The sequence below is a fragment of the Streptomyces sp. NBC_01546 genome (assembly GCF_045208355.1).
Lineage (GTDB): Bacteria > Actinomycetota > Actinomycetes > Streptomycetales > Streptomycetaceae > Streptomyces.
Window position 1 is genome coordinate 5,525,396 of the sequence record NZ_CP109379.1, and the last position, 25,457, is coordinate 5,550,852.

Consider the following 25,457-nt stretch of genomic DNA (forward strand, 5'->3'; position numbering starts at 1 on the left):
GAGAGATGGCGATCGAGGTCGGCGACAAGGCCCCGGACTTCGAGCTCAAGGACAACCACGGCGCCACCGTGCGGCTCTCCGACTTCCGGGGGGAGAAGGCCGTGGTGCTGCTCTTCTACCCGTTCGCCTTCACCGGCGTCTGCACCGGCGAGCTGTGCGAGCTGCGCGACCAGCTGCCGCGGTTCCAGAACGACGAGGTCCAGCTCCTCGCCGTCTCCAACGACTCCGTGCCGACCCTCCGGGTCTTCGGGGAGCAGGAGAACCTGGACTACCCGCTCCTGTCGGACTTCTGGCCGCACGGGGAGACCTCCCGCGCGTACGGGGTCTTCGACGAGGAGAAGGGGTGCGCGGTCCGCGGCACCTTCATCATCGACAAGGACGGCGTCGTGCGCTGGACTGTCGTCAACGGACTGCCCGACGCGCGTGACCTGAACGAGTACATCAAGGCACTCGACAGCCTCTGAGGCTCGTCGTCGCAGTTCCGCGCGAAAACCGTTTACAGGCGGGAACCCGTCACTAGGATCGAAACGTTGATCCGGTAGCTCCCCCGGCCACGGCCGGGAGAGCCCCCTGCACGACGGGGCACCGCCCCACACACAGAACCCAATGGAGGACCCGTGGGAGTCAGCCTCAGCAAGGGCGGCAACGTCTCGCTGACCAAGGCCGCGCCTAACCTGACGGCGGTCATCGTCGGTCTGGGCTGGGATGCTCGCACCACCACCGGTGTCGACTTCGACCTCGACGCCAGCGCGATCCTGACCAACGACCAGGGCAAGGTCGCCAGCGACGCGAACTTCGTCTTCTTCAACAACCTGAAGAGCCCCGACGGCTCGGTCGAGCACACCGGTGACAACACCACCGGTGAGGGCGAGGGCGACGACGAGGCGATCAAGGTGAACCTCGCCGGTGTACCGGCCGATGTCGCCAAGATCGTCTTCCCGGTCTCGATCTACGAGGCCGAGAGCCGCCAGCAGAGCTTCGGCCAGGTCCGCAACGCGTACATCCGCGTCGTGAACCAGGCGGACAACACCGAGCTCGCCCGTTACGACCTCTCCGAGGACGCCTCGACCGAGACCGCCATGGTCTTCGGCGAGCTGTACCGCAACGGCGCGGAGTGGAAGTTCCGCGCCATCGGCCAGGGCTACGCCTCGGGCCTGCGCGGCATCGCGCAGGACTTCGGCGTCAACGTCTGAGCCCAGAGCAGTTCACCCGTCCGGCGCCGTGCACTGTGTGTACGGCGCCGGACCGGCTTTGCGGCCCGTACGGACCGGTTCCACGGCCGGTACGGGGCCGCGTCGCACGGCACACCGTCAGTCAGCACACCGTCACACAGGCACACCGTCGTCCGGGGAGGACCACAACATGGGCGTCACACTCGCCAAGGGGGGCAATGTCTCCCTGTCCAAGGCCGCACCGAACCTGACCCGGGTTCTCATCGGGCTCGGCTGGGACGCGCGCTCGACCACGGGCGCGGACTTCGACCTCGACGCCAGCGCGCTGCTGTGCAACAGCGGCCGGGTGCTCGGGGACGAGTACTTCGTCTTCTACAACAACCTGAAGAGCCCCGACGGCTCCGTCGAACACACGGGGGACAACCTCACCGGCGAGGGCGACGGCGACGACGAGTCGATCATCATCGACCTCACCAAGGTGCCGGACCGCGTCGACAAGATCGTCTTTCCGGTCTCGATCCACGAGGCGGACAGCCGCCGGCAGAGCTTCGGCCAGGTCAGTAACGCCTTCATTCGCGTGGTGAACCAGGCGGACGGCCAGGAACTGGCCCGCTACGACCTTTCCGAGGACGCCTCCAGCGAGACCGCGATGATCTTCGGCGAGGTCTACCGGTACGGGGGTGAATGGAAGTTCCGTGCGGTGGGGCAGGGGTACGCGTCGGGCCTGAGGGGCATCGCTCTAGACTTCGGGGTCAACGTTTCGTAAAGCCGTACAAGACGATGGGGTGCCAGTGGTTCTCAAAACCTTCGGCTGGTCGTTCGCAATCACTGCGCTCGGTCTGGTCGCAGCGGTGTTCTACGGGGGGTGGCAGGCCTTCGGTATCGTGGCGATCCTGTCGGTCCTCGAGATCTCGCTGTCTTTCGACAACGCGGTGGTCAACGCCGGAATCCTGAAGAAGATGAATGCCTTCTGGCAGAAGATCTTCCTCACCGTCGGCGTACTCATCGCGGTCTTCGGTATGCGACTGGTCTTCCCCGTTGTGATCGTCGCGATCAGTGCCAAGATCGGGCCCCTCGAGGCCGTGGAACTGGCCGTCAACGACAAGGAGATGTACGAGCAGCTGGTCACGGACGCCCACCCGTCCATCGCTGCCTTCGGCGGCATGTTCCTGCTGATGATCTTCCTCGACTTCATCTTCGAGGACCGTGACATCAAGTGGCTCGCCTGGCTGGAGCGTCCGCTCGCCAAGCTCGGCAAGGTCGACATGCTGTCCGCCTGCATCGCCCTGATCGTCCTGGTCGTCACCTCGATGACCTTCGCCGCCAACGCCCACCAGCACGGCGGCGTCCACGTGGACAAGGGCCAGACCGTCCTGATCTCCGGCATCCTCGGCCTGATCACCTACATGGTCGTCGGCGGCCTCTCCGGCTACTTCGAGAACAAGCTGGAGGAAGAGGAAGAAGCCGAGCACGAGGCCGAGGAAGAGGCCAAGAAGAGCGGCAAGCCCGTTTCGGCCGTCGCGATGGCCGGCAAGGCCGCCTTCTTCATGTTCCTCTACCTCGAAGTCCTCGACGCCTCGTTCTCCTTCGACGGGGTCATCGGCGCCTTCGCCATCACCAACGACATCGTGCTCATGGCCCTCGGCCTCGGCATCGGTGCCATGTACGTCCGGTCGCTGACGGTCTACCTCGTCCGCCAGGGCACCCTCGACGACTACGTCTACCTGGAGCACGGCGCGCACTACGCCATCGGCGCGCTCGCCGTGATCCTGCTCGTCACCATCCAGTACGAGATCAACGAGATCATCACCGGCCTCGTCGGCGTGCTCCTGATCGGATGGTCCTTCTGGTCCTCGGTGCGCCGCAACAAGCGCCTGGAACTGGAGGGTTCCGCCGCCGAGGCATGACGGCGGCGGTAATGCGGAACGCTCCATGGCGGGGCGGCCTGCGGGGTCCACGGACCCGGCGGGCCGCCCCGCTTCCGTAGGCGTCCACGGACACACAGGGGACCAGGGGAACAGGGGGGTAGGGGAATGGGCTTCTTCGACGGCATCATGGGCAGCCGCGCCGTGCAGTTCCAGTCGGGCAGCGCCTCGTCCAACGCGATCGAGCTGACCAAGCGGCACCCGACGGTGTCGCTCACCAAACAGGGGGCGGTCCACGGCAATCTGCGCGTCAACCTGTCCTGGCGCATGCGCACCTCGGACATCGGCGGCAGCAGCTACGGGCAGAGCGGCCGGCTCCTGCGGCATCCGTTCAAGCTGTTCAAGCCCGACATGGTGCAGGCGCACACCCAGGGCATGGTCAACGTCGACCTCGACATGGGCTGTCTGTACGAGCTGACCGACGGCACCCGGGGCGTCGTCCAGCCGCTGGGCAACCTGCTGGGCGACATCAACGACCCGCCGTACGTGAAGCTCAGCGGGGACGACCGGTTCGGGTCGGCGTCGGGGGAGACCCTCTACGTCAACCTCGACCACGCCGATGAGATCAAGCGGATGCTGGTCTTCGTCTACATCTACGACCAGACCCCGGCCTTCGACCGCACCCACGCCATGGTCACGCTGTTCCCGGTCACCGGGCCGCGGGTCGAGATCCCCCTGGAGGAGCGGCACCCGCAGGCCCGCTCCTGCGCGGTGGTCTCCCTCGAGCACGTCAAGGGCGAGTTCGTCGTACGGCGCGAGGTGAAGTTCGTGTACGGGTTCCAGGCCGAGCTGGACCGGCTGTACGGCTGGGGGCTCCAGTGGGGGCGGGGCTACAAGAGCACCAAGGCCTGACCGGAGCCCCGAGCGGGGGCCGGATGCGTCTGCGGCGTCAGCGGCGTGTGCGGCGTCAGCGGCGGATGAACTGCGGGCCCTGCACCGGCAGCCGGAAGGACGGGTCGGCGCCCGGACCCGGCACCGGGGCCGGGGACACCGGCTGCGGATACCCGTAGGCGGGCTGGACGGGCGGCAGGGCCTGGGTGGGCGGGGCCATCGCGGCCGTCTGCTCGGCGGTGGGCCCGGCCGCCGGGCTCCCGGCCGCCGGGCTCGCGGCGGGCTCGGGGGCGTTCTCGTCGACCGAGATCCCGTGATCGGTGGCCAGCCCCACCAGCCCGTCGGAGTAGCCCTCGCCGAGCGCGCGGAATTTCCACCCCTCGCCCCGGCGGTACAGCTCCCCGCAGATCAGAGCCGTCTCGGCGCCGGTCTCGGGCCGCACGTCGAAGTAGGCCAGCGGTTCGGAGCCACCGGTCGCGGTGGCGTCGTAGAGGAGGATCCGCAGGTCGCGGACCCGCTGGAAGGGGACGTCCTCGGCGGAGGCGACCACCAGGATCCGGTCCACGGCCGGGGTGACCGTCCGCAGGTCCGCCTGGACGGCGTCGGTCACCGCCTCGCCGAGCTGCTTCTTGCCCAGCCGCCAGACGGCCCCCGAGGGGTGCCGGGGCTGGTTGTAGAAGACGAAGTCCTCGTCCGAACGCACCCGGCCGTCGGGGCCCACGAGCAGTGCGGAGGCGTCCACGTCGGGCACCTCGGGGCCGGTTGTCCAGCGCAGCACCGCCCGGACCGCCGTGGCGGCCACCGGGATGTTCGAGCCCTTCTGCATCGCGTGCGTCATGCCCGTCATCCTGCCCTCCCCGGGTGGACCGGGACAATGCGGCCCCCCGTAGGGCCTTGTCTCGAACGCGAGAGCTGGGCATGGTGCAAGAGGGTTACCTGAACTTCATGTGCTTGAGGAACTCTTGACTCATGTTCGTACGTACTATTACCGGCTATTACCGGCCATGCCAGTTGGGCCGCCGAGGCAGTACGGGGGAAGCACATGCGTCACTTTGGGCACGTATCGCCCACCGTCCGTAAGGACCTCTTCCACCAGGAACCGGCGGAATTCACCGGAGCCTCGCCCGCCCGCACCCTCGCCGCGGCCCTCGGGGCCACGCTCTACAGCCCCGCCACCCGCCCCCAGCTCGCCCGGGACATCCGCAAGCAGGCCGGCCGCGGAGTCGTCTCCATGGTCCTCTGCCTGGAGGATTCCATCAGCGACGGCGACGTCATCGACGCCGAGGAGAACCTCGTCCGGCAGTTCGGCGAGCTCGACGCGGACAGCGACGAGCTCCCGCTGCTGTTCATCCGCGTCCGCACCCCCGAGCAGATACCCGACCTGGTGCGCCGCCTGGGCGGCTCCGCGCGCCGACTGGCCGGATTCGTACTTCCCAAATTCAACGAGAGCAGTGGTACCGCCTTCCTCGAGGCCGTGGCCCAGGCGGAGGCCGTCGGCGGCCACTCCCGCCTGTACGCCATGCCCGTCCTGGAGACCCCGGACCTGCTCCACCTCGAAACCCGCGCCGAAACGCTCGCCGGCATCTCCCGCACCGTCAACAGCCACCGCGAGCGGGTCCTGGCCCTGCGGCTCGGCGTCACCGACTTCTGCTCCGCCTACGGCCTGCGCCGCACCCCCGACATGACCGCCTACGACGTCCAGATCGTGGCCGGGGTGATCGCCGACGTGGTCAACGTCCTCAGCCGCGCCGACGGCACCGGCTTCACCGTCACCGGACCCGTATGGGAGTACTTCCGCAGCCAGCAGCGCCTCTTCAAGCCCCAGCTGCGCCGCAGCCCCTTCCTCGCGGAGGGCGTGGAGGAACTGCGCACCGCCCTGATCGAACACGACCTGGACGGCCTGCTGCGCGAGATCGAACTCGACCGGGCCAACGGGCTGCTCGGCAAGACCTGCATCCACCCCGCCCACGTCACACCCGTCCACGCACTGTCCGTGGTCTCCCACGAGGAGTACTGCGACGCCGAGGACATCCTGCGCCCCGAGCGCGGCGGCGGCGGCGTGATGCGTTCCGCCTACACGAACAAGATGAACGAGGTGAAGCCCCACCGGGCCTGGGCCGAGCGCACCATGCAGCGCGCCGAGGTCTTCGGTGTGGCGAAGGAGGAGGTCGGCTTCGTCGACCTGCTCACGGCCGGGCTCCAGGTGTGAACCCCCTGGTGACGGCGTCGACGACGAGGAAAGGCAAGAAGATCGAAGCGGTGTGGTCGGGAACCTGGGTCGCGGACCGGCTGGGCGTCAGCCTGGAGGAGGCCGGTACGCCGGGCTCGCCGCGGCTCGCGGAGCTGCTCGGACTCGCGCTGCGGCGCAACCCCAAGCGGGCCCACCTGCTCGTCTCGCAGGTGCTGGGCAAGCACGTCCCGCAGTCCCCGGCGACCGTCTACGCCGCCGGGTACGGGCTCGGCGAGCGGGTCCGGGCGCTGCTCGGCGAGGACGGCGCCGCCGCGGCGGTGGTCCTCGGCTACGCCGAGACGGCCACCGGGCTCGGCCACTGCGTGGCCGACGGCCTGGGCCCCGCTCCCTACCTGCACTCCACCCGCCGTCCCGTGCCGGGAGTGCGGCCCGCCGGCGGCTTCGAAGAGGCCCACTCGCACGCCACCTCGCACCTGCTGCTGCCCGAGGACCCCCGGCTGCTCGCGGGCAGCGGGCCGCTGGTCCTCGTCGACGACGAGTTCTCCACCGGCAACACGGTCCTGAACACCATCCGCGACCTGCACGCCCGCCACCCCCGCGGGCACTACGTGGTCGTCGCCCTCGTCGACATGCGCTCCCCGGCCGACCGCGACCGGCTCACCGCCTTCGCCGCCGAGATCGGCGCCCGCGTCGACCTCATCGCCCTGGCCTCCGGCACGGTCTCCCTCCCGGACGGAGTCCTGGCCAAGGGCCAGGCCCTGGTGGAGGAGTACGAGTCGCACGCCGGGGCCCAGGCCGGGGCCCAGGCCGGGCACACCGGGCAGCCGGTCACGCGCGTCGACCTGAACTGGCCCGCCGGGCTCCCCGACGGCGGCCGCCACGGTTTCACGGCGGCCCACCGCGCAGCCCTCGAAGCGGCCCTGCCGGACCTGGCCGGCCGGCTCACGGCCGCGCTCGGCGACGGGCCCGGCCGGGTCCTCGTACTCGGCAACGAAGAGCTGATGTACGCGCCGCTGCGCCTCGCGAAGGCCCTGGAGGAGGCGGGCGCGGCCCGCGAGGTCCGCTTCTCCACCACCACCCGCTCGCCCGTGCTCGCCGTCGACGACCCCGGCTACGCCATCCGCACCCGGCTCGTCTTCCCCGCCCACGACGACCCGGCCGACGGCCCCGGCGACCGGTACGCCTACAACGTCGCGGGCGCCCGTTTCGACGCCGTCGTCGCCGTCGTCGACTCGGCCGGTGACACCCCCGAGCTGCGCGCCGGACTGCTCGCGAGCCTCGCCCCGCACACCGGCCGCGTCCTGCTGGCCGCCGTACCTTCCTACGTACCCGACCGGCAGGAGCACAAGCCGATCATGCCCGAGCCGATCACGCACGAGTCGATCACGCACGAGCCCTTGCGCGGGCCCGCCTTCTCCTCGTACGCCGCAGAGGACGTCGGCTGGCTGCTCCAGGACTTCTCCGACGTCGAGCTGGAGGCCCCGACCGAGGAGCGCGAGGAGGCGATCCAGGCGGGCGGTGCGCACTACGCCGAATCCCTGCCCGTCGAGTACCAGCCGTCCCCGCAGTACCAGGAGCTGTACCAGAACGCCCTGACCGCGTCCGCTGCCCGCATCGCCCGCGCCGTCGGCACCGTCACCGAGACCGTCCTCGCCGAACGCTCCCCGTCCCCGGTGCTCGTCTCCCTGGCCCGCGCCGGCACCCCCGTCGGCGTACTGATGCGCCGCTGGGCACAGGCCCGGCACGGCCTGGACCTCCCGCACTACGCCGTCTCCATCGTGCGCGGCCGCGGCATCGACGCCAACGCCGTGCGCTGGCTGGCCGCCCGGCACGACCCGGCCGACGTCGTCTTCGTCGACGGCTGGACGGGCAAGGGCGCCATCACGCGGGAGCTGACGGCCGCGCTCGCCGAGTACCCCGGCTTCAACCCGGAGATCGTGGTCCTCGCCGACCCCGGCTCATGCGTGGAGACCTACGGCACCCGCGAGGACTTCCTGATCCCCTCCGCCTGCCTCAACTCCACCGTGTCCGGGCTCATATCGCGTACGGTCCTGAGGTCCGACCTGGTCGGGCCCGCCGACTTCCACGGCGCGAAGTTCTACCGCGAGCTCGCCGGCGCGGACGTCTCCACGGCGTTCGTCGACACGGTCGCCGCCCACTTCGACGAGGTGGCCGACGCCGTCGACGAGGAGGTCAAGGAACTCCTCGCCGCGGACCGCACCCCGACCTGGGAGGGCTGGGCGGCCGTCGAGCGGATCAGCGAGGAGTACGGCATCCACGACGTGAACCTGGTCAAGCCCGGCGTCGGCGAGACCACCCGGGTGCTGCTGCGCCGGGTGCCGTGGAAGATCCTCGCCCAGCGCGGCGCGGGCGCCGATCTGGACCACGTACGGCTGCTCGCCGAGCAGCGCGGGGTCCCGGTGGAGGAGGTCGACGGACTGCCCTACACCTGCGTCGGACTCATCCACCCACGATTCACGCGCGGCGCCACCGGCGCCGACGGAAAGGCTGTGGCCTCGAAGTGACTGTCCTGGTAGCCAGTGATCTCGACCGTACGCTCATCTACTCGGCGGCGGCCCTCGGCCTGACCATGCCCGACCCGGTGGCCCCCCGGCTGCTGTGCGTCGAGGTCCACGAGAGCAAGCCGCTGTCCTACATGACGGAGACGGCGGCGGGACTGCTGGCGAAACTGACGGCCGACCCGTCGGCCGTCTTCGTCCCGACGACCACGCGGACCCGCAAGCAGTACCAGCGCATCCGCTTCCCCGGCCGCCCGGCCAAGTACGCGATCTGCGCGAACGGCGGCCAGCTGCTGGTCGACGGGGTGCCGGACCGGGACTGGCGGCGGCAGGTCGCGGCGCGCCTCGCCGAGGAGTGCGCCCCGCTGGAGGAGGTGCACGCCCACCTGCTGGCGACGGCGGACCCGGCGTGGCTGCGCAAGGCGCGGGTGGCGGAGGAGCTCTTCACGTACCTCGTCGTGGAACGCGCGCTCGTCCCCGACGCATGGCTGAAGGCCCTGGTGGAGTGGGCGGAGGCGCGCGGCTGGACGGTCTCCCTCCAGGGCCGCAAGATCTACGCCGTACCGCGCCCGCTGACCAAGAGCGCGGCGATGCGCGAGGTGGCCCGCCGTACGGGCGCCACCGCCACCCTGGCCGCCGGCGACTCGCTCCTGGACGCCGACCTGCTGCTCGCGGCGGACGCGGCATGGCGCCCGGGCCACGGCGAACTGGCCGACGCGCAGTGGCACGCGCCGACCGTGACGGCCCTGTCCACGGCGGGCGTGCTGGCGGGTGAGGAAATCGTCCGCGAATTCGGCCGCGCGGTTGCAAGACTGGCCGTATGACCAAGGGCAACAGCACCAAGATCACTGACGAGCTCTACCGGTACATGCTCGACCACAACCCTCCGCTGGACGAGGTCCAGCGGAGGCTGGTGGCGACGACCTACGCCACGTTCCCGGACGTCGCCGGAATGCAGTCGGCGGAGGAGCAGGGGCCGCTGCTGGCCTTCCTGGTCCGGCTGACGGGCGCCCGCCACATCGTGGAGGTGGGCACCTTCACCGGCTTCTCGGCCCTGTCGATGGCCCAGGCGCTGCCCGCCGACGGCCGCCTCATCGCCTGCGACGTCTCCGAGGAGTGGACGGCGTACGGCAAGGAGGCCTGGGAGGCGGCGGGCGTCGCGGACCGCATCGAGCTGCGGATCGCCCCGGCGCTGGACACGCTCCGCGCCATGCCCGCGGAGCCGCACATCGACCTGGCCTACGTGGACGCCGACAAGGAGAGCCAGATCGCGTACTGGGAGGAGCTCGTGCCGAGGCTGCGTACGGGCGGCCTGATCGTCACGGACAACACGCTCTTCCACGGCACGGTCCTCGACGAGTCGGCCACCGGCTCGGCGGCCGGTGTCCGCGCGTTCAACGACCACGTTTCGGCGGATCCCCGCATGGAATCCGTCCTGCTGGCGATCTCGGACGGCCTCACGCTCTCCCGGAAGCGGTAGGCCTGGCTGCTGCGGCGGCCGCCACTGCTGCCGTCGCCTAGCCGCAACCGCCTCCACCGCAGCAGCCCCCGCCGCCCATGGCACGAGCGGGCGCGGGGGCACTGCTGGTGCCGCCGACGGCGACGGCGGACAGCAGCTTGACGGTGTCGGCGTGCCCTGCGGGGCAGTCGGCGGGCGCGGACGACTCGGCCATCGGCCGGCTCAGCTCGAAGGTGTCGTCGCAGGTCCGGCAGCGGTACTCGTATCGAGGCATGCGGCCAAGGCTATGCGGCCGGAGCCGGGACTTCTACGGGCGACCCGGTCTGCTGCGGGTGACCCGTGTTGCTACGGGCGACCCGCATAGCTACGGGCGGCCCCGCCCGGGCTCCGCGTACGCCCGGTCCTCCCGGGCCGCCTGCTCGGGGTGGCGGGCCCGCCAGTACGGATTGTCGTGCGGCAGCGCGCTGCCCACCCGCCCGTACATCCCGAACCACATCAGCATCACGCCGACGACGAAGCTGAACAGTACGTTCTGGATCTTGAAGGCCAGGAAGTTCAGCTCCGTGTCCAGCAGCGCGAGGTTCACGAACCCGCTCGCGATGAACAGCAGGCCCAGCACGATGTTCAGGGTGGAGGCGAAGGTCCCGCCGATCACCATGCCGATGAACAGCAGCGCCCCGATACAGATCGACAGGACGCTCAGCGCGCCGTTGGTGTTCAGGGCGAGCACCGTGTCGCCGCCGGTGTCGAAGAACCCGATCCGGTCGATGAGCCCCAGGATGCCGAAGGCGATCAGCAGCAGCCCGGTCAGGCCGGCGCCGACCCGGTAGACCTTGTTGAGCTTGTGATCGGAGGGCAGATGCTCGTCGAGCCGGGTATTGACGGGATGCAGGACGCGTTGCAGCACCCGGTGCGAGACCGGTGGTGGTTCGTGGGACGCATAAGGCTCATGGGGCACGTACGGCGCGTAGTTCTCATGGGGCTCGGTGCACCCGTAGAGCGCATGAGGCTCGTAGGGCTCATGCGGCACCGGGGGTGCCTGGCGTACGCGCGGTGCACGAGGCTTGTGGAATACGTGGGCAGCCATACCGCCCCTCCTCTGCTCCGTTCCGGGCACCTCCAGCATCCGCCCATGCCCACCCGCGGACAACTCCCGGCTCACCCGACGGCGCGCCGGCCCCGGATATCCGCCACCACCCGGCCTACCGCCACCCGGACCTCCTCCATCTCCTGCAGGAAATGCCAGTAGTCCGGATGCCGCCCCTCCAGCTCGGCCAGCGCCCGGCCCACCCGGGCCACCGACTCGTCCAGCGGCCCCGCGTGCCGCGGATCGGGCACGCTGCGGCCCGCCATCGCCAGCCGCTGCGCGTCCCGGATCGCGAACCGGGTCCGGTCCACCTCGGCCTGCGGATCGCGCGCCACCGCCTCCAGCCGCGTCAGCCGGTCCTGCGCCGCCGACACCGCCTCGTCGGTGGCCTCCAGCGAAGCCCGCACCGCGTCGATCAGTTCCCCTACGTCGGTCCAGCGCTGCTCGTCCCGGGCACGGGACGCCTCCCCCAGCCGGTCCTCCGCCTGCGCGACGTCCCGTATCGCCTGGTCCGGAACGTGCTGGAGGTCCTGCCAGCACGCCGCACTGAACCGCCGACGCAGCTCGCTGAGGACCGGATCCACCCGGTCCGCCCGATTGCGCAAGGCCTGGGCACGCGTCCGCAGGCTCACCAGCCGCCGGTCGATCTCCGCAGCCCGCTCCGGCAGCCGCGCCGCCTCCGCCCGTACGCCCTCCGCGTCCCGCAGGATCCGGTCGGCGCGCTGCACGGTGTCCTGCACCCCGTGCCGGCCCGCGCCCTCGTTCAGCTTGGTCAGCTCCGGGCCCAGGGCCGCCAGCCGCGCGGCCAGGTCATCGGCCCGCATCCCCTTGGCCCGTACGGCATCCAGCGCATCGCTCGCCGCGAGCAGCGCGGCCTTCGCCCGCTCCCTGGCCGGCGCGACCCGGGCGAGCTGCGTCTCGGCCTTGTCCAGCAGCGGCTGCAACCCCTGCGCGAACCGGTCCAGCTCCCCCTTGACCCGCATCAGCTCGTCGCGCGCCCGGGTCAGCTCCTCCCGGGCCCGGGAGGCGGCGGACGCCTCCAGATCGACCCGGTCCAGGTCGTGCGCGTCCACGGCCTCGATGTACACGTGGCTGACCTGATCGATCCGCTGCCCCAGCGCGGCGAACCCCTCGCTCGCCTGCCGCCCGGCGGGAGACCCGTCCGCGGCGGCAATGGTCTCGATCGAGATCCGCAGATCCCGCTGCGCCGAGTCCAGCTCGTAGAACGCCGCGGCGGCGGCATCCTTCGCCGCCTGAGCATCCGCCCGCCGACTCTCGTCCCGCCCACCAAACCAACGCCGGGATGCCGTTGTCACAATCCCTCTCCCGTACCGCGTCCGCCTTGCCCCGGACCATTCTCCCCCACGGGAACGCGTTTGCGTCGGGGGTGTGCCCGCCATGTAGGCTGTCCACTCATCCACGGGTGTGTAGCTCAGGGGTAGAGCGCTGCTCTTACAAAGCAGATGTCGGCGGTTCGAAACCGTCCACGCCCACCAGTACGAAGGCCCCCGCCGATCACGGCGGGGGCCTTCTGCGTGTTCGTCCGGCACCAACGAGCAGTCGGGCAGGGCCGGGACGCCGTCGCGTACGCCTCGCCCCACGACGCTCCCTCGCTCCTGCCGGTGCCCGTATCGGCCCGGGCGGGCGGGCTACGTGAGCCAGGCCGTCAACGCCTGCTCCTCTTCCTGTTCGAGATCCACGACGCTCCCGATTCGGTTGGTGATAAACGAGGAGTAGATGTTCTTGACCTGTTCCTCCGTCAGCGGGCCGCGTAGATTCTTGGAGAAGAGCAGAGCCTTTGTGATGTAGTCCAGATTGGGTCGCGAAACGGCGAGGCAGTCGGAGTCGACCTGACGCGCCCGACGGGTCATGTCATTCACCCGGGCGAGATCGGCCACCGCCTCGGCCCAGTTGATGTCCTGGGACGCGCGAGAGAGTCGCTCGTAGGCGGCGAGCAGCTGTTCCCGGCTGAGGAGGGGAAAACCCTTGTCGATTTCCTTGAGGGTGCGGGCCGCTCCCGGAATGTTCGCCGGAGTCAATGATCCGGCCGCAGCGGATGCCACGAAATCCGCAGGCATGACATAGGCCGGCGGCCGATCCGTGATCGTGACTCCCTTGGATGACGCCCGGACAAGCGATTTGAACGACTGGAACCCGAACCAGCTCTGGCTGACCTCCTGTCCGAATTCGCGCTGGAGCTCCCATGCCAAGCTCGCGAGATCGATCGGGCGATTCAGACCGTCCAGGCGTTCACGCAAATACCGCATGGCAGCCTCTTGCGACCCTGCCTCGCTCCTCATCTCGGCCGGGACCCGCTCCGGTTCTTTTCCTTGCGGGTCCGCAGACGTGGACTCTGCAGGTTCATCGATGGCGACGATGGAAAGCCTGTCCAGCTCCTCCCGCAAATCCTGTGCAATGTCATCCACGGCGGCGAGCAGGTCGGCCATTCGCCTGCTCAGAGTGCGCACCAGTGCGGGCGGCTCACTGCCTGGTTTGTAGGTGTCCTCGTGGGTCAGCTCTCCCCAGCCGTCTTGCAGGAGAGTTCTGACCTGCAATTCGCACGTCACGAGGTGCCATTCGACACTCAGGGAGATCGCCGTCTTCAGGTTCACGTGGACGGCTCGATAGCCACTGGGCTTGGGGACATCGGCGTAGTCTTTCCAGGAGTCGAGCTCCTGGGTCAATACCGATTCAAATGCCCCATCGGAGACCGGCAGCTCCTTGATCAATTCAGTCACCCGGATGACATCGGACTGGTTGTTGCACGTGATGCGAAGCCCGACGAGATCGTCGATGATTTCCGGAATCTCGTTCAGACTTCCGATCGAATCCATGTACTTCGGCAGGTTGAGCTTCCGCCATGTTCGGGCCTTGCTCTTGACTCGACGTCCGGTGATTCGTACGCGAGCCCCCTCCATCTCGCTCAGCTTGTCTTCCAGATATTCCGAGAGCGCTCGCGCGGCGGCATCCCGGGCGGTATCGAGATATTTCTTGCGGTGCGCGTCGTACCAGTCGCTGAACTCCGGGTAGGAGAAAGGAGGCTCGTTCGCCAATTTGCGTCCCTGGGTGAAAGGATGAATCAAAGTGCGGCGGGCAGGGCAAGATTTCAGGACGACCCGAATATGGGATTGTCGCCCGATTGCCCAACAGGTTACATGGTGATCATGGTCTGAATGGGCCGATTACCTCGAGAGGGTTACCGGCTCCCGGGAGACGGGGTCGGGCCGCGGCCGCGCGACGGCGGCGGTCGCCGGCGGGCAGGCCGGGCGAAGCGGTTGTGGGGGGTGGGGATGGGCGGATTCCGGCGAAACGCGGCGGAGTTGGGGTGGCGTTCATATGATGTGCCTCCTCTTTGAACCGCTTTTGGGTGGGGGTACCGATGAGCAGTGGCATGGGTGAGGGCCGGAGAGGTCACAGACGGGCTGGGGGCGCCGTTCGGCGGGCGTTGGTCGCGCTGGTGGTGGCCGGGATGGCCGTCGCGTGTGGGCCGGCCGAGGGTGGCGGGCCCGCCGTGTCGGCGCCGCCGCCCCTTACCTCGGCGGCGCCGACCACCGCCTCACCGACACCGACGCCGTCCCCGACGCCATCGGCCGAACCGACTCCCGCTGCCGACCAGAAGGCACCCAGCGTCGCCCCGGTGACTCCGGCCGCCACCAAGCCCGCGCCGAAGCCCACGACCAAGGCCCCGACGAGGGAGCCGACCGAGCCCGCGGCCGCCGAGTGCGAAATCGTCTCCAACGCCGGGAACTGCTACAACGCGGGCCAGTTCTGCCGCAAAGCCGACGTCGGCCGGTCCACGCACGCCGCCAACGGACGCATGATCTACTGCCGCCAGGACGGCGGCCAGCCGCGCTGGGGTTACTAGGACGGCCGGGCCGTGGGAACCTCGGGGGATGGGCGAGTGGCTCGCGTGGGGTGGGGTGGTCGTGGCGGTCGCCGCGGCCCTGTTGGTGCTCGTGATCCTGGATCGGGCGGCCGGTGTGGCCTTCGAGCGCAAGCGGGCCGAGGAGAGGGTCCGACTGCTCGCCCACGTCGCCGAGCCCACTGCCGCGCCGGGGAATCCGAAGTTCGACGACGTCGGCGGCATCCCGCATCCGACGGTGGCGCAACTCGGCGACCGGCGCGACGACTTCACACCGATCCTCGTCGAGTACTACGCCTACGGACTGACGCAGGCCCGCAGCAGCTTCGCGACCAGCCAGCGGTTCGCCGGGGTCGGCGCGGCGATCCTCCTCGTCGGAGTGGCCCTGGCCGTCTGGAAGGCCGAAAGCGGCGGGGAGCTGTACCTCGGGATGGTGACCAGCTCGGTCGGACTGGTCACGACCCTGGTCGGCCAGCTGTTCCACCGGCGGGCCGACATCGCCCTCAAGCACATGGCCGACCAGACCACCTCGCTGCGCGACGACCGGCGCGCCGCCGAGACCACGCAGCAGGCCATAGGGCTGCTGGACGAGGTCGCGGACCCGGAGCTCCGGGGCCGGCTCCAGGCCGGACTGATCATGAAATTGTCCGGGGCCGAGCTGCCCCGCTAGCGGGATAGTAGGAGTATGTGCCGCTCCATTAAGACCCTGCGCCCGCCCGCCATCCCCGAGAAGGCCACCGAGGAGGAGATCCGCGCCGCCGCGCTGCAGTACGTACGCAAGGTGTCCGGCTTCCGGGTGCCCGCCGCGCACAACCGCGAGGTGTTCGAGGCGGCGGTGGACGCCATCGCCGAGGCCACCGCCGAGCTCCTCGACGGGGTGCACGTACGGGGCCAGGCCGCCCCCGCATGACCCGGGCGGGGGCCGCCCCGATCGGGTGCGCGGTCAGGCGGCCGCGCGGCGCCGCAGTACCCACACCCCGGCGCCCAGCGCACCCGCGACGAGGGCGCCGCCCATGGCGATCTGACCCGGGCTCATCGAGTCGATGCTGCCGCCCATCCCGCCGCGCGCGGCGCCCGAGCTGACCTGCAGGGACACGGTGACGCGCTCACCGCCCGGGCTGCACTCGAAGGTGACGCGGTGGGTGCCCAGGGAGGCGTTGCGGTAGACGGTGGCGCCGCCGAAGAGGTTGGTGGCCTCCAGGTTGCCCGGAGTCAGGCGTACCTCTCCGAAGGCGCTGGAGGTGGCCCGGCCGACCTTGGTGCCGCAGCCCGCGAGGTTGAGGGCCACCCGGCCGCCTGGGGCGACGGTGTTGGGGGAGACGGTGGCGGTGGGGGCGGCATACGCGATGGCGGCGGGCGTGGCGGCGGCGATGGCGAGGGTCGCGGCCGCGACGGCCAGCAGGCGGCGCGGCGCGGCACACGGCCGGATGGTCTCCTGGCCGGACTGGCGTACGGACTGCTGGACACGGGGCGTGGCGGGCTGTTTGGCGGGCATGGAGAGAACTCCTCGGCTCCTCGAAACGGCGCGGCCAGGGCACGGGTGTGACGCGGATTCGGTTGCGCACCGTGCTGTGGACGCTAGGAGCCCAGCCCGGGGGCGGCGATCGGGGCCGGGTGAACGGGTGAGCCACTGCTCCGCCCGGGGGAGCGGCGGGGTGGCTCCCTACGCCACCGGCGCCGCCGTCGGCGGGGCCGGGCGGCGGACGAGGAAGGCCGCCAGGGCGCCCGCGGCGAAGAGAGCGACGATGGAGACGGCGGTCCCGAGCCACTGCGTGCCGAGCCACTGGGTGCCGAAGTAGCCCAGGGCCACGCTGTAACCCGCCCAGGCCATGCCCGCCAGCATCGACCAGGGCAGGAACTCCTTCACCTTGCGCTGCGTCTTGCCCGCGCCCAGTGACACCACCGAGCGCCCGGCCGGGGCGAAGCGGGCGATCACCACCAGGGCGCCGCCACCACGGGCCAGAGCCGCGCCGAGACGCTCGTGGGCCCGCGTCAGTCGGCGGGAGCGGGCGATGGCCCGGTCCAGCCGGGCACCGCCGCGCCGGCCCAGCCGGTACGCGGCCATGTCACCCAGCACCGAGGCGGTCGTGGCGATCACGAGCAGGGCCAGGATGTCCGGCACCTGTTCGGGCACGGCCACCGGACCCGCCGCCCCGGCTGCCGCCGCGGCCGCCGCAGCGGTGATCACCAGGACCCCGCTCGGCAGTACCGGAAGGAAGACGTCGAGCACGACGGACACCGCCACCACGGCGTAGATCCATGGGCTCGCGGTCAGCGACCCCAGAGTCTCAAACAAAGCGGGACTCCCCAGTCCGGTTGACGTGCAGCGGCATGAAGCGCCGCGACGTCGCGGGGGAGCGGCAGGAGCGGCTTGACAGCCATACAGCGTACGCCCGGCGTTCGCACACCGGTTGCCCGGGGCGCCCCCGCACCCCCGGCGCGTCAGGCCCCCGACGCCACACCCGATGACACACCGAACGTCACACCCGACGTCACACCCGAGGCCAGGCCCGCACCCTACTCCGCCCCGGTGAGCTCCCGGTCCAACACCGTCACCAGCCGGGCACTGCCGCGTCCCCTGCGACCCTTGCGCGCCTGGTCCAGCCGCAGCCGGGCCGTGCGACCCGCCAGAGCCAGCGTCATCAGCTGGTTCCCGAACCACGGCCCGTCCGTACGCCGCCAGCTCAACGGCGGCCGCCCCGTACGCCCGTGCCGGGAGAAGCCGCGCCCCAGCCACCGCCCCACACGCGACCAGCCCAGCCGGAAGCCCAGCTTCACCGCCGTGTGGATGGAGTTGTGCACCGGTGAGCACGTCAGCTGGAACACCCGCGCCGTGCTCGGTATGCGGGGTTCGGCCACATACGCGTGGTGCACGTCCCCCGACAGTACGCACACCGTCGCCGGCGCCCGCGGCCCCGTCCCCACCTCCTCGATCAGATCGGTCAGCGCCGCGAACGAGGCCGGGAACGCCGCCCAGTGCTCCAGATCGCTGCGCCGGCGCAGGTTCTCACCGATCCGCGCCCACCGCGGCCCCCGGTCCCCGCGGCACAGCGCGGCGTTCCACGTCTCCGCGTCATGGATCAGCGGCGGCATCAGCCACGGCAGCGAGGACCCGATCAGCAGGTGGTCGTACCCTCCGTGCCCCGCGAGCGCGTTCTCGCGCAGCCACCCCTGCTCCGCCGGGTCGAGCATCGCCCGCCCGTCCTCGGCCAGCACCCGGGCGGCCCGGGTGTCCACCATCAGCAGCCGGGTCCGGCCGAAGTCGCGCCGGTAGCTCCAGCGCACCGTGGCCGGATCGGCGTCGGCCGCGGACGCGAAGGAGCGCAGCAGGTCGGTGCCGTCAGGGGTCTGCCGTATCGCCCCGTACAGCCCGTCGGCCGCCAGCTCGGCGGGCGAGAGATTGCCCAGGTGCTGGTACACCCAGTACGACATCAGCCCACTGAGCACCCGCTCCTGCCACCACGGGGTCGCCCGCATCTCCGCGAGCCACGCGGCGCTCGTGTTCCAGTCGTCGATGACGTCGTGGTCGTCGAATATGTGCAGGCTCGGCACGGTCGACAGCAGCCAGCGGATCTCCGGATCGAGCCAGGACTCGTAGTAGAGCCGGGTGTACTCCTCGTAGTCCGCGACCTGGGCGCCGGGCGGTTCCCGCAGGTCCCGCCGGGCCGCGAGCCACTGCCGCGTCTCCTGCGACAGCGCGTCGGCGTACACCTGGTCGCCGAGCAGCAACAGGACGTCCGGGCGCACCGCCTCAGGGTCGGCGGCCAGCCGCGCCGCGAGGGTGTCGAGGGCGTCCGCCCCGTGCGGACCGTGTCTCCCGGCGGGCGGCGCGGCCTGCCGGCAGGAGCCGAAGGTGATGCGCACTCCGGGATCGCCCGGGAGTGCCGGGGCGGCGATCGTGCTCGGCGGGAAGCCGCTGTCCGGCAGCGGCCACACGCTTACCCCGTCGAGCAGGACCTCATACGCCGTCGTGGTCCCCGGAGTCAGTCCGGTCACGGGCACGAGCGCGTAGTGGTGCCCGGCGATCTGGAAGGTGCGCACACTGCCGCCCGCACCATCGGCGCACCGCACCTCGGCCGTGCACGGGCGGTCCGCCTCGACCCATATGGTGGCGGACCCGCCCGTGTCCCAGTCGACGTGGCGCAGCAGCGGCCCCAGACGCAGTCCGGCCATCTAACTCCCCCTCCTCCGTAGCCCCTTTGATCACGGTACGACGGGGAGGGGGAGCCTCGCCTCCCCCTGGCGGGGGAAATGATCGGCCGGCCGGGTCAGCAGCCGTTGAGGACGTTCACCAGGGCGGTCTTCTCCGCGGAGTCGATGCTCAGGCCCCAGTACTGCTTCACGTGGACCCACATCCGCGCGTACGTGCAGCGGTACGAGGTGCGCGACGGCATCCACTCGGCGGGGTCGAGGTCGCCCTTGGCCTGGTTGACGTTGTCGGTGACCGCGATGAGCTGCGGGCGGGTGAGGTCGTTGGCGAACTGCTGGCGCTTGGCGGTGGTCCAGGAGCTGGCGCCGGACCGCCAGGCCTCGGAGAGCGCCACGACGTGGTCGATGTCGAGGTCGGCGGCGGCGGTCCAGGTGGCGCCGTCGTACTCGGAGTACCAGGTTCCGCTCACGGCCGCACAGGCGGAGTCCTGGACGACGTTCACGCCGTCGCGCTTGAGGACGGTCTCGCGGGTGTTGCAGCTGCCGGAGACGGTGCTCCAGTGCGGGAAGAGGTCGCGGCTGTAGCCACTGCTGGATCCTTCCGCCTTCGGCGTGACGGTCGCCAGGTACGAGCGGGCGGCCGAGGCGCTGATGGGGGTGGGCGGAGCGGCCTGGGCGGCGGGGGCGTTGACGAGGGAGGTGAGGGAAGCGAGGGCGACTGCCGACGCGAACACGCCAATTCGACGCGCGTAGACGGTGGGTATGAGTGCCATGAGGGGCTCCCTGAGTGCGGGGGGTGTGGCCGTGCGGGCCCCGGCGGGGCGCGGCCATGCTTCCGGCGCCAGGTTTCGCGGGGATGGGCGCCAGGTGACAGCGTGGCGACATGAGCACGTCAGATCAAGCCGCACAACACCGTTCCCTCAATCGGAAGTTGAGATTCCGGCAGGGTGGGGCGTCAGGAGCGGGATGGAGCGGGGTCAAAGACCTATTCCGGACGGCCGGGGGCGTCGCATGCCCCGGGTGGAGCAGAAGGGGAGTGACTCTTCGCCGGAAGCGACCCCGGGCACGCGCACTTCAGGTCTCTCGGTACGGCGGCGTCCTGCCCGACCGATCGAGGTTCCATCCTTGTGCTTCAGCTTCAGCTTCAGCGTCACGGCGATCGCCTTCGGCGTCGCCTTCCTCGCCGAACTCCCCGACAAGACGGCCCTCGCCGGCCTGATGCTCGCTGTACGAGGCGGTTGGGGGGTGAGGGGGTGGGGCGGGGCTTCGGGGGGCGGGTGGGGGCTTCGGGGGTCGGGGTCTCGGCGGGGCGGGATCAGGGAGGGTTTGGGGGTTTCCCGTCAGTCCCACTGTCTCCCCGGGTCGGGCCGGTCCCTCAAGAGCGCTCCTTCGTTGCGTCGCTTCGCGATGTCGCTGCGCTCCACTCTTGACCGACCGTCCCGCCCCGGAAAGACAGGACTGTCGGGAAGCCCCCAAAAGAACGGTCCACCGGTTCCATGGACGGGCAGGAGCCATCAGCGACCGGCTCCCTGGTTGCCCTGGGCGGGCATGCGCCCGGGCTCGTAGCGAGCGGATGGCGGGGTCGGCGGGCGCATCAGATCGCTACACACTTCTCGCCCATGGCGTCCGGCGCCCGTCTGGGGCTGGACATAAGCCGCCCACGGCCGGCACACGCGTCTCGATCACGCGACTGCGGGCCGTTTGTCCCTATTTGGCGGCGAGTTGAGAGCCAATCGATCACTTCCCGGAGTGAGAGACCCAAAAGTCCGGCACCACACTCCGCCAGAGCACTTTCCGTGCCCGCGAACACCCGCAGACGCCCTCCAAGAGCGTCAACTGACGGTCTCGGGCGGCTTATTGTCCAGCCCATGCCGGTCTGATCGCCGCCAGACCACCTCAGGCGGGCAGCGACCAGTGGGCGGCCTATTCCCAGCCCCAGACGGCCCGCAGCCGCCAAGCAATGAGCAAGCGCGTAGCGATCTGACGCGCCCACCGACCCCGCATCCGCTTCCGACGGGCCCGGGCTCAGACCTGCCCCCTGGCCACCAGGGAGCCGGTCCCTGATCTCCCCCGGTCTGAATCGTGAACCGGTGGACCGTTCTTTTGGGGGCTTCCCGACAGTCCTGTCTTTCCGGGGCGGGACGGTCTGTCAAGGGTGGCCGAAGGCCATCGCGAAGCGACGCGACCGAAGGGAGCGCCCTTTACAGACCGGCCCGACCCGGGGAGACGGTGGGACTGACGGGAAACCCCCAAACCTTCTCTGATCCCGCCCCGCTGAGACCCCGACCCCCGAAGCCCCCACCCGCCCTTACGCCCCCGCTTACGCCCCCGCTTCGACCGTGACCCGGATCGAGCCGTCAGGGGTCGTGGTCACCCGGAGGGTCGTGAGGTCCGGGGCGTGGGTCGTCGGGTTGTGGGCGGCCGCGCGGGGGCCGATGCCGATCACGCGCATGCCCGCGGCCTGGCCTGCGGCGATGCCTGCGGCCGAGTCCTCGAAGACGATGCAGTCGGCCGGGTCCATGCCCAGCGCGGCGGCGCCCTTGAGGAAGCCCTCCGGGTCGGGCTTGCTGGCCTGGACGGACTCGGCGGTGACCCGTACCGCCGGCATCGGCAGGGCCGCCGCGGTCATCCTGGCCGTGGCCAGGGGTGCGTCGGCGGAGGTGACCAGGGCGTGCGGCAGTTCGGCGATCGACGCCATGAACTCCGGGGCACCCGCGACCGGGACCACGCCGTCGGTGTCGGCGGTCTCGCGGGCCAGCATCACGGCGTTCTCCGCGAGATTGACCTCCATCGGGCGGTCCGGCAGCAGGACGGCCATGGTCGCGTAGCCCTGGCGGCCGTGGACCACCTTGAGGGCCTCCTGCGGGTCCAGCCCGTGTGACACCGCCCAGTCGCGCCAGCACCGCTCGACCACCGCGTCGGAGTTGACGATGGTGCCGTCCATGTCCAGGAGCAGGGCCTTGGCAGTGAGGACGACAGGTGCGGTGGTGGTGCTGGCCGACATATGCGGGGCTCCAGACGAGGCGGGAAAAGAGAACAAGTGGTTCCGTCCACCGGTCAGGGAGTGAGGACGGAACCACTTTGTTCCTCCACGATACAAAATGGTTTCGCTCCGCGCCACCGCAGGTGGTGTGACCCCCGTCCCGTCCCTACCCCTCCAGCGCCTTGCGGGTGAGCGGGCCGTAGACGCCCCACTCCTCGTCGATGCCGTTGTCGTACTGGAAGGTCGACACGGCGTTCTCCACCCGCCAGTCGAACTTGCCGTTGATCTTGTACGTGAACAGGCCCCTTGCCGCCAGCAGCCGCTGAAGCTTCTCCACCTCCGCGCCCGAGTCCCCGTACCGCAGGGTCGGTGCCGCTGCGGGCGGCGTAGGGCTGGGGGCGCGGCTCGTGCTCGGTGACGCGCTCGGGGAAGGGGGTGCCGACGAGCGGGACGCGCTCGGGGAGGGAGACGGCGACTTGGACGCGCTCGGCGACGCGGACGGCGAAGCCGAGGGAGAGGGGCTGGACGTCGCGGTGGTGGCCGGGGTGTGGGACGGGCCGGCCGGGGCCAGGCTCGTCACGGGCGCCGATGCCTTCGCGTCCATCAGGGCGGTGTCGTTCCCGGCGGAATCCGGGAGCACCCACAGCGCCGCCGCCGTCCCTCCGAGGGCCACCACCGTGGCGCCGGCGATCAGGAGCGGGAGCAGCCGGCGGAAAGCCGGGCCGGTCCGCTTCTCGGCGCCCTCTTCCGGGATCGCCCGGAGTTGCGCCGTCTCGGCCGGGTGCGCCGCATGCCCGCCCTGCCAGTCCTGGCCGCCCTCGGGCCAGGGCTGGTGGGCCGGGGTCACGGGTATCCCGTACGCCGGGGTGTCGTGCTGCGGTGGCGGCGTCACCACGCGCGGTACCGGCGGCGGCGGAGCGTCGTCGTCCGGCTCGCCCGGGTCGGGCAGCGATACGTACGGGCGGACGCGCAAGGGGTCGAAACCCGCACCCGGCACACACCGGCAGCGGGCACCGACGGCGCCGCAATCTGGACAGTGCTCACCGTTCACTGGAATCCCTCCCTGGACACTGCCAGGCATTATGCAGACCCGCCGGGCAGCTCCCAACCCTCGGCCATTCCCGCCGAGAGGCCATAACCGGACACACCACGCAGGATGGAGATGATGATCTGGCCTGAGGAGGAAGCGATGGCTCAGGATGCGACGAAGGATGCCGTGGACCCCGTTCCCGGCCCGCAGAACTCCGGACCCGCCGCCGAACGCGCTTCCCGCGAGGTTCTCGTCCCCATCGGCGCCCTGCTCCTGGGCCTGCTGATCGCCGCTCTCGACCAGACCATCGTCTCCACCGCCCTGCCGACCATCGTCAGCGATCTCGGCGGCATGGCGCACCTGTCCTGGGTCGTCACCGCCTACATGCTCGCCTCCACCGCCGCCACGCCCCTGTGGGGCAAACTCGGCGACCAGTACGGACGCAAGAAGCTCTTCCAGTACGCCATCGTCCTCTTCCTCATCGGCTCCGCCCTGTGCGGCCTCGCCCAGGACATGCCGCAGCTCATCGGCTTCCGCGCCCTCCAGGGCCTCGGTGGCGGCGGGCTGATCGTGCTGTCGATGGCGATCGTCGGCGACATCGTCCCGCCGCGCGAACGCGGCAAGTACCAGGGCCTCTTCGGCGGTGTCTTCGGTGCGACCAGCGTGCTGGGTCCGCTGCTGGGCGGCCTGTTCGTCGACCACCTGTCCTGGCGCTGGGTGTTCTACATCAACCTCCCCATCGGTCTCGTCGCACTCGCCGTCATCGCCGCCGCGCTGCACATCCCGGTGCGCTCCTCGAAGCACACGATCGACTACCTCGGCACCCTCCTCATCGCCTCCGTCGCCACCTGCCTCGTCCTGGTCGCCTCCCTCGGTGGCACCACCTGGGACTGGGGGTCGGCCCAGATCATCGGGCTCGCCGTCCTCGGCGCGGTGCTGCTCGTCGCCTTCCTCCTCGTGGAGCGCAAGGCCGCGGAACCCGTCCTGCCGCTGAAGCTGTTCCGCATCCGCACCTTCACCCTCTGCTCGGTGATCAGCTTCGTCGTCGGCTTCGCCATGTTCGGCGCGATGGTCTACCTGCCGACCTTCCTCCAGGTCGTCCAGGGCGTCTCGCCGACGATGTCCGGAGTCCACATGCTGCCGATGGTGCTCGGCATGCTGATCTCCTCCACCGCCTCCGGCCAGATCGTCAGCCGCACCGGCCGGTGGAAGGTCTTCCCCATCGCCGGAACCGGCGTCACCGCAGTCGGCCTGCTCCTCCTGCACCAGATGCACCGCACCAGCTCCACCTGGGAGATGAGCGTCTACTTCTTCGTCTTCGGCGTGGGACTCGGCCTGGTCATGCAGGTACTCGTACTGGTGGTGCAGAACTCCGTCAGCTACGCGGATCTCGGAGTGGCCACCTCCGGCGCGACCTTCTTCCGTTCCATCGGCGCCTCCTTCGGCGTCGCGATCTTCGGCACGATCTTCACCAACGGTCTCAACGAGAAGCTGGGCACCGCCCTCACCGGCGTCCCGCTGCCGCCCGGCGCGAGCGCCGCCCAGCTGGAGGCCGACCCGCGGGCCATCGGCGCACTCCCCGCCGAGCTGCGACCCCGCGTGCTCGACGCCTACGCCACCTCCATCACCGACGTCTTCCTCTACGCCGTGCCCGTCGTCCTCATCGCGTTCGTGGTCGCCTGGTTCCTCAAGGAGGACAAGCTCCGCGGCTCGGTCACCGCGCCCGACGTGACCGAGACCCTCGCCTCCAACCCAGTCGAGCGGTCCTCCCGCGACGAGGTCGCCCGCGCACTGTCGGTGCTCGGCACCAGGGAGGGCCGCCGGCACGTCTACGAGAAGATCACCGAGAAGGCCGGCTACGACCTGCTGCCCGCCGCGAGCTGGCTGCTGCTGCGGATCAACAAGTACGGGTCGGCGGAGCCGTCCGTGCTGGCCGAGCGCACCATCGTGCCCTTGAAGGCCATCACGGACGCCGCCCGCCAGGTCGAGGAGCGCCACCTCGCCGTACGGGACGGGCTGGCGCTGATCCTGACCGACAAGGGGCGCGAGGCGGCGGCCAAGCTCTCCGCCGCGCGCGAGGAGTCCCTCGCCGAGCTCCTCGGCGACTGGTGGGGCCCGGACCGCCCGACCGACCTGATCAAGCTGGTCCAGGAGATCAACGCGGAGCTCTGCGGTTCCGACGCCGAGGAGCCCTACGACGCCGCGCCGCGGCGGGACCACGCCGCGCCCTGAACCTCGCGCAGCCCGGA

At 70.5% G+C, this 25,457-nt stretch carries 24 protein-coding genes and 1 tRNA gene; 14 read left to right on the top strand and 11 right to left on the bottom strand.

The features are described 5' to 3' along the window. Positions 1 to 5: 5 nt before the first annotated feature. The 5 genes from OHA89_RS25275 (at position 6) to OHA89_RS25295 (ending at position 3,949) form a co-directional block, all read left to right on the top strand. Entirely contained in the window at positions 6 to 464 is a 459-nt protein-coding gene (locus OHA89_RS25275; protein ID WP_215140932.1) for a peroxiredoxin, read from the top strand. 153 nt (positions 465 to 617) lie between these two features. Next, positions 618 to 1,193, top strand: coding sequence for a TerD family protein (locus tag OHA89_RS25280; protein ID WP_008739115.1), 576 nt, complete (start codon positions 618 to 620; stop codon positions 1,191 to 1,193). Positions 1,194 to 1,362: 169 nt separating this feature from the next. Next, positions 1,363 to 1,938, top strand: coding sequence for a TerD family protein (locus tag OHA89_RS25285; protein WP_215140933.1), 576 nt, complete (start codon positions 1,363 to 1,365; stop codon positions 1,936 to 1,938). A gap of 25 nt (positions 1,939 to 1,963) precedes the next feature. Then, positions 1,964 to 3,079, top strand: coding sequence for a DUF475 domain-containing protein (locus OHA89_RS25290; RefSeq protein WP_266609826.1), 1,116 nt, complete (start codon positions 1,964 to 1,966; stop codon positions 3,077 to 3,079). A gap of 126 nt (positions 3,080 to 3,205) precedes the next feature. Next, positions 3,206 to 3,949 carry a Tellurium resistance gene (locus OHA89_RS25295; RefSeq protein WP_257556508.1) on the top strand — a complete coding sequence of 248 codons (744 nt, stop codon included), beginning with the start codon at positions 3,206 to 3,208 and terminating at the stop codon, positions 3,947 to 3,949. Positions 3,950 to 4,004: 55 nt separating this feature from the next. On the opposite strand, the gene OHA89_RS25300 is transcribed toward OHA89_RS25295, so the two are convergent. Continuing rightward, on the bottom strand, positions 4,005 to 4,766 hold the full coding sequence (locus OHA89_RS25300; RefSeq protein WP_215140936.1) for a TerD family protein: 762 nt from the start codon (positions 4,764 to 4,766) through the stop codon (positions 4,005 to 4,007). A 204-nt stretch (positions 4,767 to 4,970) separates the two neighbouring features. Between OHA89_RS25300 and OHA89_RS25305 the strand changes: the two genes are divergently transcribed. Genes OHA89_RS25305 through OHA89_RS25320 form a run of 4 tightly spaced genes read left to right on the top strand, consistent with a single transcriptional unit; the run spans position 4,971 to position 10,118 of the window. After that, positions 4,971 to 6,137 carry an HpcH/HpaI aldolase/citrate lyase family protein gene (locus OHA89_RS25305; protein ID WP_257556509.1) on the top strand — a complete coding sequence of 389 codons (1,167 nt, stop codon included), beginning with the start codon at positions 4,971 to 4,973 and terminating at the stop codon, positions 6,135 to 6,137. 41 nt (positions 6,138 to 6,178) lie between these two features. After that, positions 6,179 to 8,644 carry a phosphoribosyltransferase gene (locus tag OHA89_RS25310; RefSeq protein WP_406368586.1) on the top strand — a complete coding sequence of 822 codons (2,466 nt, stop codon included), beginning with the start codon at positions 6,179 to 6,181 and terminating at the stop codon, positions 8,642 to 8,644. Beyond that, positions 8,641 to 9,462: an HAD family hydrolase gene (locus OHA89_RS25315; RefSeq protein WP_215140938.1), complete on the top strand. Its 822-nt coding sequence runs from the start codon at positions 8,641 to 8,643 to the stop codon at positions 9,460 to 9,462. Before OHA89_RS25310 ends, OHA89_RS25315 begins: the two co-directional genes overlap by 4 nt. Further along, positions 9,459 to 10,118 carry an O-methyltransferase gene (locus OHA89_RS25320; protein WP_266609832.1) on the top strand — a complete coding sequence of 220 codons (660 nt, stop codon included), beginning with the start codon at positions 9,459 to 9,461 and terminating at the stop codon, positions 10,116 to 10,118. Before OHA89_RS25315 ends, OHA89_RS25320 begins: the two co-directional genes overlap by 4 nt. A 37-nt stretch (positions 10,119 to 10,155) precedes the next feature. Here OHA89_RS25320 and OHA89_RS25325 read toward each other — a convergent pair whose 3' ends face one another. The 3 genes from OHA89_RS25325 to OHA89_RS25335 all read right to left on the bottom strand — a co-directional run bounded on the left by OHA89_RS25325 (position 10,156) and on the right by OHA89_RS25335 (position 12,584). After that, complete coding sequence (locus OHA89_RS25325) at positions 10,156 to 10,371, bottom strand: zinc ribbon domain-containing protein (protein ID WP_215013785.1); 216 nt, start codon at positions 10,369 to 10,371, stop codon at positions 10,156 to 10,158. 90 nt (positions 10,372 to 10,461) lie between these two features. Continuing rightward, a complete protein-coding gene (locus tag OHA89_RS25330) occupies positions 10,462 to 11,184 on the bottom strand; it encodes a DUF4383 domain-containing protein (RefSeq protein WP_257556513.1) in 723 nt (240 codons plus the stop codon). Positions 11,185 to 11,255: 71 nt separating this feature from the next. Continuing rightward, positions 11,256 to 12,584, bottom strand: a complete 1,329-nt coding sequence (locus OHA89_RS25335) for a hypothetical protein (protein ID WP_266609836.1) — start codon at positions 12,582 to 12,584, stop codon at positions 11,256 to 11,258. 21 nt (positions 12,585 to 12,605) lie between these two features. Here OHA89_RS25335 and OHA89_RS25340 point away from each other — a divergent pair. Then, positions 12,606 to 12,680: transfer RNA gene (locus tag OHA89_RS25340), tRNA-Val, on the top strand. 153 nt (positions 12,681 to 12,833) lie between these two features. On the opposite strand, the gene OHA89_RS25345 is transcribed toward OHA89_RS25340, so the two are convergent. Further along, positions 12,834 to 14,237: a GTP pyrophosphokinase family protein gene (locus OHA89_RS25345; RefSeq protein WP_266609838.1), complete on the bottom strand. Its 1,404-nt coding sequence runs from the start codon at positions 14,235 to 14,237 to the stop codon at positions 12,834 to 12,836. Between the two features lie 584 nt (positions 14,238 to 14,821). On the opposite strand from OHA89_RS25345, the gene OHA89_RS25350 reads away from it, so the two are divergent. The 3 genes from OHA89_RS25350 to OHA89_RS25360 are packed head-to-tail and all read left to right on the top strand — an operon-like array spanning position 14,822 to position 15,956. Next, positions 14,822 to 15,049 carry a hypothetical protein gene (locus OHA89_RS25350; RefSeq protein WP_266609840.1) on the top strand — a complete coding sequence of 76 codons (228 nt, stop codon included), beginning with the start codon at positions 14,822 to 14,824 and terminating at the stop codon, positions 15,047 to 15,049. A gap of 28 nt (positions 15,050 to 15,077) precedes the next feature. After that, a complete protein-coding gene (locus OHA89_RS25355; protein ID WP_266609842.1) occupies positions 15,078 to 15,716 on the top strand; it encodes a TRADD-N-associated membrane domain-containing protein in 639 nt (212 codons plus the stop codon). Between the two features lie 15 nt (positions 15,717 to 15,731). Next, positions 15,732 to 15,956 (top strand): DUF2277 domain-containing protein, encoded by a 225-nt coding sequence (locus OHA89_RS25360; protein WP_215140943.1) that lies wholly within the window; start codon positions 15,732 to 15,734, stop codon positions 15,954 to 15,956. Positions 15,957 to 15,989: 33 nt separating this feature from the next. Here the strand turns inward: OHA89_RS25360 and OHA89_RS25365 are convergent, their stop codons facing one another. The 6 genes from OHA89_RS25365 to OHA89_RS25390 all read right to left on the bottom strand — a co-directional run bounded on the left by OHA89_RS25365 (position 15,990) and on the right by OHA89_RS25390 (position 23,151). Further along, on the bottom strand, positions 15,990 to 16,541 hold the full coding sequence (locus OHA89_RS25365) for a hypothetical protein (protein ID WP_406367183.1): 552 nt from the start codon (positions 16,539 to 16,541) through the stop codon (positions 15,990 to 15,992). Between the two features lie 168 nt (positions 16,542 to 16,709). Continuing rightward, on the bottom strand, positions 16,710 to 17,342 hold the full coding sequence (locus tag OHA89_RS25370; RefSeq protein WP_266609846.1) for a DedA family protein: 633 nt from the start codon (positions 17,340 to 17,342) through the stop codon (positions 16,710 to 16,712). Positions 17,343 to 17,563: 221 nt separating this feature from the next. Next, positions 17,564 to 19,219 (bottom strand): alkaline phosphatase D family protein, encoded by a 1,656-nt coding sequence (locus OHA89_RS25375; protein ID WP_266609848.1) that lies wholly within the window; start codon positions 19,217 to 19,219, stop codon positions 17,564 to 17,566. Between the two features lie 95 nt (positions 19,220 to 19,314). Beyond that, the gene (locus OHA89_RS25380) at positions 19,315 to 19,959 is read right to left on the bottom strand and encodes an HNH endonuclease family protein (RefSeq protein WP_257559459.1); all 645 of its coding nucleotides are present in this window, start codon (positions 19,957 to 19,959) and stop codon (positions 19,315 to 19,317) included. Between the two features lie 1,556 nt (positions 19,960 to 21,515). Then, a complete protein-coding gene (locus OHA89_RS25385; protein WP_266609850.1) occupies positions 21,516 to 22,199 on the bottom strand; it encodes an HAD-IA family hydrolase in 684 nt (227 codons plus the stop codon). A 145-nt stretch (positions 22,200 to 22,344) separates the two neighbouring features. Further along, on the bottom strand, positions 22,345 to 23,151 hold the full coding sequence (locus OHA89_RS25390; RefSeq protein ID WP_266609852.1) for a peptidoglycan-binding protein: 807 nt from the start codon (positions 23,149 to 23,151) through the stop codon (positions 22,345 to 22,347). Between the two features lie 216 nt (positions 23,152 to 23,367). Between OHA89_RS25390 and OHA89_RS25395 the strand changes: the two genes are divergently transcribed. After that, on the top strand, positions 23,368 to 25,440 hold the full coding sequence (locus OHA89_RS25395; RefSeq protein ID WP_266609854.1) for an MFS transporter: 2,073 nt from the start codon (positions 23,368 to 23,370) through the stop codon (positions 25,438 to 25,440). Positions 25,441 to 25,457 lie beyond the last annotated feature (17 nt).